The following is a 10,022-nucleotide window of genomic DNA, read 5'->3' on the forward strand; positions in this document are numbered from 1 at the left end:
TCCAAGAGGTCGACTCCTGGCCCCTCACGTCGTCCGTGCCCCTAGCGGGTGGGGGCAGGGCTCCCCCGACACTCGCCCGCGCCTGCGACGGGAGGGGCGACACCGCCACCGGGCGAGACGTTCACCGCTGGAGGAGCGCGTGGGCCGATTCGGCGATCTCGGCGAGGCGCTCGCTGTGCTCGCTCTCGTAGTCGTCGTGGGTTTCGTCGTAGGTGTCGAGGATCTCGTCGGCCACCTCGGCGACCTGCTCGGTGAATCCGTAGTCCAGCAGGTCATCCAGGAGGGCCACGGCGCGGCGCAACCGCTCGGCGCCGTCGTCGATGCGGGAGTCGCGAAACTCGGCCTCGGGTACGTAGGCCAAAACGGCCTCCCGTAGCAGGTCGCGGCAGAGGGACACAGCCGCGTCCAAGCCGGCGGCGGCAGCCATGCGCCCCCACAACACGGGATCGTCCTCAGCGGCGTTCATCAACTGTTCGGTGAGCCATGCGGGCTCTTGGGCGGTCAGGAACGCGGTGAGTGCCGCCTCGTCTTGGCGTGGCGCTTCGCCCGCGGCATCGCCGTGTTCGTTGTCGCTGCTCTCCTCCAGCCAGGCCAGAGCTACGGCGATGGCGTGCTCGCACCACGGCTCTCCCTCGGTGCCTTGCGGGCAGCCGCACACGCCCGTGGGCGAGCCGCTGGGCCACCTCAATCGCACCAGGTAGTCGCGTTCCCCGCCTACAACGGCCGTGACCTGACCCGCCTCGGAGCGCAGTCGGCCCACTTGGCCGTCGGTGACATACTTCTCTCCGCGCTCCAACCAGGTGGGGTTAGCGACTGCGCGGAGATCCTCGATGCTGAACTCCTTGGAGACCATGGCCGTGAGTTTAGCCATGACCGGCGACATTGGCGGTTCCGATCGTCCCGCCCGCCGGCTGTGCGCCGCACCGGTTCTTACCGGTGAGCACAGCCGACGCGACGCCCCACGCAGGTGAGACCGTAGCGGCGCCGAGTCCGCACCGCGGGATATCCCGCGGACGGAGACCGCCCCACCCTCGGTGGTGCGTCGGCGGGGGCTCAAGCCCCCTCACACCAGCGCGACCGACATCTCCTCCAGCACCCGGCCGGGATCGGGATCGGCGATCACGCGGACGGTGTCGAGAGCAACGTGGTCCGGGCCGGGAATGGTGGTGCCCGGCAGCGCCACCGCGGCGCTGCCCCAGGCTGCGGCGCGACGCAACCCTTCGCAGACGTCGGGGCCGCCGCTGAGGTAGCCGGCCAGTGCGCTGTCGCCCGCCCCGACCGTGCTGCGTGGTACGACGGGCGTGTGCCCGGCCCACCAGGCGCGCTCGGGCTCGACCAGCAGCGCGCCGTGGCCGCCCAACGTCACCAGAGCCGCCCGGTTGCCCCAGCTCAGGACCTCCCGAGTGGCCTCGATCACGTCGCCGATCGTGACCATCTCCCGGTCGAACAGCTCGGCCAACTCGTGATGGTTGGGCTTGAGGAGGTCAGCGGCACCTGCGCGGGCGGCCACCTCCAACGGCTTGCCCGAGGTGTCGATCGCGATGGGCACGCCGCGCGCCCGCGCCAGCTCCGACAAGCGCACATAGAAGTCCTCGGGAGTGCCCGTGGGCAGGCTGCCGCCGGCGACGAGCCACTCCGGCCGGTGCGCCAACTGGGCCTCGGTGGCACGCAGCAGCGCGGCCACCTCGGCCTCGTTGAGCGCGGCACCGGCCACATTGAGCTGCGTCGTCGTGCCGTCGGCTTCGGCGGTGGTGATGTTGCAGCGGGTCACAGCGGCCACGGGCACGGTCACGGCGGCGATCCCGTGCTCGCCCAGCAGGGCGGAGAGTTGGGCGCCTTCAGCGCCGCCGGTGGGCAGCACGGCCACGGTTTGCAGGCCGTGATTGCGCAGTGCGCGCGAAACGTTGACGCCCTTGCCGCCGGCGTGGGCCAGGGCGGTGTGGATGCGCAGGACTTCACCGCGGGTGAAGGTGTCGATTTCCAGGGTGCGGTCGACGCTGGGGTTGGGCGTGACGGTGACGATCATACGAACTCGCTTCGGGGTTGGCGGTGATGATCTTGTGCGGCCACGGCCGTGCTGGGGCAGCACAGACCGGGTGGTAGGGGGCAGCCCCGCTTCCGATCGGGCCGGCTCGCGTGCCGCGCGGCTGGGAAGGCGCGAGGAGCGTGCGGTGCGACCGGTGGGGTGTGCGCTGCCACTGCTGGATGCTGCCCGCTGAGTGGACGGGAAGCGTGGGGGCGTTGCTGTCGTGGTTGTGCCCGCTGCGGGTCAGCTCCGCATGGTGGTGCTGGCCTTGGCAGGAGGGTGGGAGCGCGTGGGTCTGGGCACTCCCGATGTGCTGCGCGACTCCACAGCGGCGTCCTCCTCGTCGTCGGCGGGGATGACGCCACCATGCTAAACCAAAAGGTCTAAACCAATCTTTTACAGTGGAAGAATTCCTGGTCACCACAGCCCACATCCGGCTGTGCGGCTTCGCACAACGACACCCGGTCCCTGCCGAGGCAAGGCCGTACACCCGCGGGAAGGGCGGGGCTCCTGGGAACCGGTGGAACGACCCACGAGGTCGTGACCAGCGCGTCCTCCACAGGCAGGGCACGGCGGGCCCCTACGCCGGCCACAGGAGACAACGCCCCGCCGTCCTCGGCACCGTCGCCGACGGCAGCGCCCCCTCCCGGCGCCTCCGGTCAGGCTCGGGGAAGGCGCCGCACTAACGGCAGCGGGCTTATAGTGACAAGACACACATCCCAAAGCCGGGCAGCCCTACCGGCGGGCGGATCGTCGCTGTCACGGTGGCCCCGCTCCACCGGTGCGGCGCGCGTGGTAGGCATTGGCCCATGAGTGTTGCGACGATGCAGGAACTCCTGTCCGATTTCGCCGAGCGTCGGGACTGGGGCCCCTTCCACACCCCCAAGAACCTGGCCATGGCGCTGGTGGGGGAGGCGGGTGAACTGGCCGCCGAGTTCCAGTGGCTCGACCCCGAGGAGTCGGCCCGCGTGCTGGACGACCCCGCCAAGGCCACCGCCGTGCGCATGGAGATGGCCGACGTCTTCAGCTACCTGCTGCGGCTGGCCGACGTGCTCGGCGTCGACCTGGAGACCGCCCTGCGCGAAAAGGTCGCCATCAACGAGAAACGCTTCCCCGCCGACACCTCGCGGTAGCTTCACGGTGCGTCGCTGCTCGCCGCGCGCCGTGACACGGCTGCGGGGGCGATGCGCCCGACCGTGCAGAGGCGAGGCGTCTGCTTTGGTTCGCCGGCACGTCGGCGGGCCAGCATCACCACGAGTTAGCCGGGTAGCGGGTCGGTTTCGGTGCAACCCTGGGGAGGTGCTGTGGCCACGACCCAACGTTTCGAATTCGCCTTCGACTCTGCGTACGTGCGGCTATTGGGGCTGGTGGGAGTGCGGCCCGAAAATGCCTGGGTCGAGGTGGACGACATCGCGCTGTCCGCGCGCTTTGGGCCCTGGTCGGTGCGTACTCCCCGCACCAACATCATGGCCGCCCACATCACCGGACCGTACCTGTGGTGGCGAGTCATCGGGGTCCGGGTGTCGCTGGCCGACCGTGGACTGACCCTGGGCAGCAACACTCACCAAGGGGTGTGTGTGGAGTTGCGAGTGCCCGTGCGCGGCGTCGACCCCTGGGGGCTCGTACGCCATCCCGGCCTCACGGCTACCGTGGCCGAACCGGAGAATCTGTCCCGTCTCCTCAACACCCGCCCCGCCGGCACCTGAGATCTTCGCGTGCCGCGGTCACTCCCGCCTGGTACGGCTGCCTCGGGACCCGCGCGGCCCCGCTCTCCCAAGTTTTCCCAGATAAAGTCGCTCCTCGACTACATAGGTGCGTTGGGGAGCGACCCCACGTGTTCGCTGAGCGAAGGACCCGTTGTCGCCCCAAAAGCCCACCAAGGAACGGACCGCTGTATCAGAAGTTTCGGCTCGACGGTGCCCGCTACTGAGGAGGGAGGCTACCGCTCGCCGGCGGCGGAGCGGGGTGGCACGCCCACACGCAGGTATTCCCCGATCGTCTCCTCGACGGGGGCCACGATCGGGGTGAGTTCGCGTGTCAGGTAGGCGTGGTCGTGCTCGTTGAGGGGCAGCAGCGGGCGGCGCAGTTGGATGCTCCACGCCTTCGGATTGGGGAAGGCGTACAGCGAGGTCACGTGGTCGGCGAGCACCACCCCGGCCCCGAAGGGGGCGAGTTCGGTCAGATGCAGCGGGCAGCGCAGCGGATAGCCGCGCCCGCCGAATTCCACCGGTTCGTCGTCGTGGGTCACTGGCGCGGCCACGGCGGCGTGGGCGATGATCCGGCCCCGGTCACGGCTGGGGTTACGGAAGCAGCCGCGGGTGGTGTACAGCAGTACGCTGTCGCCGGCGGCGAGCCCGCTCGCCTCCCGCGCTCGGCCGGCGGGAAAGGCGGTCTGGCGGGTAGCCAGCACCCAGGCGAGCGCTTCGCGATCGCCGATGATCATCAGGAAGGAACCGGTCGCACTACTCACGCTCCGACCGTACCGAAGTCCGGCTGCGCGATGGCCGGTTCGCCGTTCGACCGTCCCGAGGCTGGTCAGGTCAGTACGGGTAGGCGCTGTCGCCGCGGGTGCGCACCACGTAGGTGGATACGGCTTTGTCGTGCAGCGCCTGCCGGTTGGGCTCGTCCCACAGCGGCCACAGGCCATCGAGGAGCCATCCCAGAATCCCCACGGTTGCCAGCGTCATGTGGACCAACTGCCGCCCCGCCGAGCCTCCCAAGCCGGGCGGAGCCCCGGTGCGCAGCGAGATCACCTTGATTCCCAGCGCCAATTTGCCCACCGTCTGCCCGTTGTGGGCGTGTAGCAGCCAGAAGTAGGCGAAGGGAACGAAGATGACGAGGCCGATCATGGTGAAGACGCTGAGGACCATCCACGGCGAGTCCTCTTCGAAGACCTCGAAGGAGAACGTCATGCCCGTGGCGAAGATGAGGAAGACCAGCGCCAGCATCAAGACCGAGTCGACGAGGTAGGCCGCCGCTCGTGCCCCCCAACTGGCCAGGTAGGGCGGGCTGGTTGGGCGGGGCGGGGAGCCACCGACAGGCTGATACCCCGGGCCACCGACATAGCCGGCGGGGGGAACGGGAGCGGGCGCTGGACCATAACCAGGGGCGGGACTGTAGCCAGGCGGAGGCCCGTAGCCGGGAGCGGGGGCATAGCCGCCGTGCGGTGGCGGGTACGGCTGTCCAGAATTAGGTTCGTAACTCATCTGAGCTGTGGATTTCTCACTAAAAGGCGTCGAACGGCCAAAACAGCAGCATGCTTATTCTGGCATGGGCTACCGACTGCGACGTTCTTGTAGCGCTGAGCGTTCCATCCGGCGCCAGCGAGCTCCGCAACCCTCGTCCCGTTCGGCTTCCCCTGGACCTCCAACGTCACATGGCCGTCACATGCCGGCCAATCCCGGGAGACCGGGATACGTCTTTTCCATGACCGGCATCGGCCATACCGCGCGCTGTGTCCCCTCGCCCTCGGCGGAAGGGCGTCTGTTCGGCGGGTTGTCCGGTGCGCGTCATGACTGGGGGAGGTGGCTTCAGGTGGGGGTGAGCTCCAGTGGGGACCGTACGGCGATCGTCGTGAGGCCGCCGGCGGTGACGGTGAACTCCCGGTTGGGTGAGAGCCGCATGAGCCCGAACCAATCGGCCACCGTCATATCCGGGGTGAGTTCGCAGTTCTCCGCCGCGTTGTCATAGCCAGGGGCCATGATCAGCGTGTGGATCGTGCCGGTGTCGGTGGCCACCGCCAACACCACGGGGTGGGAGTAGGCGCTGAGGCGGCGGAAGGCGTCGACGGCGCGGTCCTGGGGGCAGCACACGACGATCGTGTACTGGCCATGGGAGCCACGCATCTGCGGGTGTGCCCTGAGGTAGTCGATGAACCGCGTGTCACTCCCGGCGAGGGCCACGAGTTGTTTGGCGACACGGGTCACGTTGCCCCGGTCGGGGCCGATGTCGAGTGTCAGCGGGGTTCTGCGCAGGCCGTGCAGCCGCCAGTCAATTTCGGCCATCTGTACGCGGGTGGGCCGGTTCTCGCCGTCGTCGAGTCCGAGCTCGCACAGCCATGTGTTCACCTCCGACCACAGCCAGATCAGCGAGTGCCCGGCCGTGCCTTCGGGGGCGGGGAAAGGGACGCGGTCGTGGCGTTGGCCGCGTACCCACTGGGTGACGTTCTGCCGGCTGCGGCCCGTGCGCTCGGCGATGTCGGAGACGCCCACGAGATCCCAGTCGAGCCGGACCACGCGCATCGTGGGCACTAGGTCCAGCGCGCGCGTGACCACCGCCAGCGCGGCGGTGACGGCGTCGGGCCCCTCGCCCGCGACAGTCATCCTGGGCGTGCCGTGGGAGTGGGACAGTAGCGCGTCCAGTTCCTCGGTGAGCCGCTGGACCGCGGTGTGGTCGTCGAGGCTGATCCCGTCCAGCACGAAGGTGAACTCGTACTCCAGCATCCGTTCGTCCATCACCTTTTCGAAAGCTCAGGTAGGGCACCAGCATGGTGGTGGGCGCGCTCGACTCCAGCTAATATCGCACTGGCGTTGACGAACGTCAACAAAGAATCGGTGTGAACCCGTCACAGCTCGCACCACGTTTGAGTGGTGAGAGTGGCGGTTTTGGCGGTGAGACGCCGACTCGGCGCAGCCGGTCACCGGTTGGCCCTACGGTGTGGGGCGCAGTGTCGAGGAGGTCCTGGGGTGCCGCTAAGGCTTACCCGTGGGAGCCGGTGAGGCTGCGCCGCGGATCTGTCGGAGGCAGCGGACAGCGCTGGGCTTCGCGCGCGATCCGGCGGGCTGCCCGGGTGACGTTCTTGGCGCTGCCGGGGATCTGGATGCACGAGCACCCGCAGTCGCAGTACAGCCGGCCCCAGTGGCCCTCCTTGCGCACCACCCACCCCTTGGCGGCCAGGTCGTTGAGGACGCGACGGATCTCCTTGTCGGGATGGTCGGCTGGACTGATCTCCTTACCCGTCATGGCCGCCGCTTTCCGGCGAGCGGCGGGTACGGGCCGTGTTGTGGCCAGTCTGATCGGGCGTGGTTGCGTGTGTTCCCTGACAGAGCGGGCCCCCTACCGGCGGACTGCGATGAGTGTCGGCCATCCCAACGGTCGGTGACCGTTGCCTTCCCCGGGTCAACGTAGCCGCGGTGAACCCGTGTTCCCGCCCCGGCCGTCGGCCGGTTGCGCCCACAGCGACACCGGATCACGCATGCGCCCGGTCAGCCCGCTGCCCCGCCTGCCGTTGCTGCTGGGCGGTTACCTGGACCGGCCTCGCGCGTTTGCCGACAAGGTCACCGTCGCCACCATCGCCCGCGAGACCTACCGCCAGGTCCACGTCTGGAACAACCTCGGGTTGGTGCTGAAGGGGAACGAACAGCCCTGCCATGCGCTGGTCGCCTTGGGCAACGCGGCGGCGCTCTACCTCAACGCTGGCGGTGACCATCGCTACACCCTCGTCTGCGTTCACCTCGACAGCAACCCGAGGCCAAGACGGCGGCCCCGCTACTTCCATGAGACTGGTTAGCGCCACTGGTCATGGTTGTGCGGAATCTTATGCTTTTCCGTTCTGATTCGTAGGTAGAGGCTCTGTTGATTTTTAGGGTTTATTAAGAATTTTTTCTTTTATTAGATTTCCTTCTTTGTCCCATTCGTGTATAGATAGAGTTCTACCTTCGTCGTCGAAAACCTTCTCCCGTGCAAGTTTTCCATTTGGATGCCATCGTCTCCATGGTCCGATGGCCCCTTTTCCAAAAGCGACCGTCCCTTCGGCCAGCGGTGTTCCGTCCGAGTACCATTCCAGTGAGGGTCCCTCTTCATGGCCGTTTCTATATGTTGTCAGAGAGGCCATATTCTCCGCTTCGTCGTACTCGACGATTTCTCCGGTGTACGTCTTTCCTTGGTAGGTAGGAGTCCCGTCTTCTTTGAAGTCAACATCTTCTGCGTCAACCCTGTTCACAAGTCTCCCTCCATGCTTGTCTACTCATGCAGTGGATGGCTTGCAGGATAGACGTTTTCCCTGTTGTTACTCTCGGCTCACTGACTGCCGTGGCTGGCTGGACGATGTTTCCGTGGCCGGTCATCGTCGTCGAAGTACATTCCCAGTCGCCAGCGGGTCGCCTTGCTGAGACGATCGAAGATCTCATCAGCTTTCACGTCAGCATCGGTGTCATTCATCCCGTAAACGTCAAGAGCATAATCATATCCCTCGTATATATCGACGTATTCGAAGTGGAATACTATTTTTTCGGGAGTTCGTGCGGCAGGAGCAATGCCTCCATATTCTATATCTGCGGCGAGTACTCGAACCAACTCTTGAGCTATATCAGTCGAAGCGTCGAGAGCGCCAACCATGATAGTCATTGAATGAGCCATGGGTTCTTATCTGGTAGGCAGCGGGGATGTCGATCTTAAATCGGATTTTTATAAACACTGTCTTTAATGACGTTTCCATGTTCGTCCCATTGGCGGCGGGCGACCTCTCTCCCTCTGTCGTCGAAATGTTGTTCTTGGGAGATTTGGCCGTTTTTGTGCCATTTTATCCACGTTCCAATGGGGCCCTTTCCAGAGACGATAAACCCCTTTACTTGAGGGGTTCCATCTGGATACCATTCGAGGTAGGGGCCATCTTCCTCTCCGTCTCGGTATGTAACGAGAGAAATAGTGTTCCCATTTTCGTCATGCTCGACAATCTCTCCTGTATACGCCTCTCCCTCGTATGTCGCTATTCCTTGAGTTTCAAAGTCGATGTCTTCTTCGTGAACTCTTTTCATTGGTTTATTCTCCCTTGGATTTTTGTCTCCTTGTGTTGCGGATGGCCTGGTGGGTGGAAGTTCATGCCGTTATTGGTTTCCGTTCCATCCAATAGTCGAGTGCAATTGGAACAAGCTTCCGCTGGGTTGGTCCCAGTTTTGTGGAGAGTGAATCTGCTTTCCACTAGAAAATTACTGAAAACTTGTTCGCTGATATCTTCTCCTCTCTCTTGGAGTAGCTTGTTGACAGCTTTGATTTCTGCGTGCCTAAGAGGATTATCTGGCTGGGGGAACTCGGAGACCCCGTTCTTCTCTCCAGTGATTCGATTCCATTTTTCGTAGGGTCCTTCATTGCGCATTTTCTCAATCCGATTTTGAAGGAGTTTGTGAACCTCTGTCTGTTCAATTACATCATTGGGTCTGCCATTGATTCCCTCGGATATTTTTCCGGTTTGCAGGTCGACAACAACAGAGTTGACCGCGCCGCCCTCTTTTCCAAGTGACTTTTTGGAAAGTCCATTTTCAACTAGCTCGCGCATGTAGTTGGCGCGGTCGATTGCTTTGTCTTGAATATATTTCTCGACTGGTCTTCCGTCGACTGAGTCGATGAGGCCGTCATCGCCGCGTGTCACTCGTGACTCGTCGACGGTCTCTAGTGTCTGCCCCTCAGTGGCGTCCGGCAGGGGAACCGGGTCGCTTGTGGAGACTTCGACCGCCGAATGGCCGTTCCTGTCGCCTGGGTCGCTGTCGCTTTCCACCGCCTGGCTGGAGGATTCCTCAGGTCGGCTCGGTTCGGCTGCCGTGTGCTCCTCGCCGATGCGGTCTGTCTCATGGGTCTTATTCTCGGCAGCGGAGTCTCCCGTAACGGAACGGTCCTCTTTTCGCGCGGCGCCGTTGCGGTCTTCAGCGATGCCATTGGGGTCCGTACCGTGCGCGCCATCACCCTTGCCGTCGCCTACCTGCGCTGAAGTCGGGGTATTGCTTTCATTGCCGGAGCCGCCTGGGGGTGAGGAAGCGCTGGATTGCGCCCCCTTCCCGGTATTACGGTCCCCGTCGACTCCGCCGGTATTGGAGGGCGTAGAGGAGAAGGAGGAGCCCTCAGCGGAAGTGGACGTTGATGGGCCGCTGCCCTCGCTGGCGGGGTCGTTGGTGTTGGCGGTGATGTCGGGGTGGTGGGGGGCGCCGATGGTGGCGGGGTGGCGGTGGGCCAGCTCGGCGGCCTCGTCGAGGGCGGCCGCCATACCGATCTCGGTGGAGCGGAT

At 65.0% G+C, this 10,022-nt stretch carries 13 protein-coding genes; 3 read left to right on the forward strand and 10 right to left on the reverse strand.

Annotation, left to right across the window (positions count from 1 at the left end):
• Positions 1 to 121: 121 nt before the first annotated feature.
• Entirely contained in the window at positions 122 to 871 is a 750-nt protein-coding gene (locus ABD848_RS13215) for an SWIM zinc finger family protein (RefSeq protein ID WP_344971516.1), read from the reverse strand.
• 192 nt (positions 872 to 1,063) lie between these two features.
• A complete protein-coding gene (gene pfkB, locus ABD848_RS13220) occupies positions 1,064 to 2,026 on the reverse strand; it encodes a 1-phosphofructokinase (RefSeq protein WP_344971518.1) in 963 nt (320 codons plus the stop codon).
• An 809-nt stretch (positions 2,027 to 2,835) separates the two neighbouring features.
• Between pfkB and ABD848_RS13225 the strand changes: the two genes are divergently transcribed.
• Both ABD848_RS13225 and ABD848_RS13230 read left to right on the forward strand, forming a co-directional pair.
• Positions 2,836 to 3,159 carry a nucleotide pyrophosphohydrolase gene (locus ABD848_RS13225; protein WP_344971520.1) on the forward strand — a complete coding sequence of 108 codons (324 nt, stop codon included), beginning with the start codon at positions 2,836 to 2,838 and terminating at the stop codon, positions 3,157 to 3,159.
• A 171-nt stretch (positions 3,160 to 3,330) separates the two neighbouring features.
• Positions 3,331 to 3,732 carry a hypothetical protein gene (locus ABD848_RS13230; protein ID WP_344971522.1) on the forward strand — a complete coding sequence of 134 codons (402 nt, stop codon included), beginning with the start codon at positions 3,331 to 3,333 and terminating at the stop codon, positions 3,730 to 3,732.
• 233 nt (positions 3,733 to 3,965) lie between these two features.
• On the opposite strand, the gene ABD848_RS13235 is transcribed toward ABD848_RS13230, so the two are convergent.
• The 4 genes from ABD848_RS13235 to ABD848_RS13250 form a co-directional block, all read right to left on the reverse strand.
• On the reverse strand, positions 3,966 to 4,496 hold the full coding sequence (locus ABD848_RS13235; protein WP_344971524.1) for a hypothetical protein: 531 nt from the start codon (positions 4,494 to 4,496) through the stop codon (positions 3,966 to 3,968).
• A gap of 70 nt (positions 4,497 to 4,566) precedes the next feature.
• Positions 4,567 to 5,232, reverse strand: coding sequence for an RDD family protein (locus ABD848_RS13240; protein WP_344971526.1), 666 nt, complete (start codon positions 5,230 to 5,232; stop codon positions 4,567 to 4,569).
• Between the two features lie 324 nt (positions 5,233 to 5,556).
• Positions 5,557 to 6,480, reverse strand: coding sequence for a helix-turn-helix transcriptional regulator (locus ABD848_RS13245; protein WP_344971528.1), 924 nt, complete (start codon positions 6,478 to 6,480; stop codon positions 5,557 to 5,559).
• Positions 6,481 to 6,724: 244 nt separating this feature from the next.
• Positions 6,725 to 6,988 carry a hypothetical protein gene (locus ABD848_RS13250; protein WP_344971530.1) on the reverse strand — a complete coding sequence of 88 codons (264 nt, stop codon included), beginning with the start codon at positions 6,986 to 6,988 and terminating at the stop codon, positions 6,725 to 6,727.
• Between the two features lie 232 nt (positions 6,989 to 7,220).
• Between ABD848_RS13250 and ABD848_RS13255 the strand changes: the two genes are divergently transcribed.
• Positions 7,221 to 7,535, forward strand: a complete 315-nt coding sequence (locus ABD848_RS13255; RefSeq protein WP_344971532.1) for a hypothetical protein — start codon at positions 7,221 to 7,223, stop codon at positions 7,533 to 7,535.
• 72 nt (positions 7,536 to 7,607) lie between these two features.
• On the opposite strand, the gene ABD848_RS13260 is transcribed toward ABD848_RS13255, so the two are convergent.
• From ABD848_RS13260 to ABD848_RS13275, 4 genes are all read right to left on the reverse strand, one after another.
• Complete coding sequence (locus tag ABD848_RS13260; RefSeq protein WP_344971534.1) at positions 7,608 to 7,967, reverse strand: toxin-antitoxin system YwqK family antitoxin; 360 nt, start codon at positions 7,965 to 7,967, stop codon at positions 7,608 to 7,610.
• Between the two features lie 77 nt (positions 7,968 to 8,044).
• Positions 8,045 to 8,383, reverse strand: coding sequence for a hypothetical protein (locus ABD848_RS13265; protein ID WP_344971536.1), 339 nt, complete (start codon positions 8,381 to 8,383; stop codon positions 8,045 to 8,047).
• A gap of 35 nt (positions 8,384 to 8,418) precedes the next feature.
• Positions 8,419 to 8,781 (reverse strand): toxin-antitoxin system YwqK family antitoxin, encoded by a 363-nt coding sequence (locus tag ABD848_RS13270; protein ID WP_344971541.1) that lies wholly within the window; start codon positions 8,779 to 8,781, stop codon positions 8,419 to 8,421.
• Positions 8,778 to 10,022: hypothetical protein (locus ABD848_RS13275; RefSeq protein WP_344971543.1), on the reverse strand; the 1,245-nt coding region annotated here is incomplete at its 5' end. The genes ABD848_RS13270 and ABD848_RS13275, both read right to left, overlap by 4 nt.

It is taken from the genome of Salinactinospora qingdaonensis, from assembly GCF_039539445.1.
Lineage (GTDB): Bacteria > Actinomycetota > Actinomycetes > Streptosporangiales > Streptosporangiaceae > Salinactinospora > Salinactinospora qingdaonensis.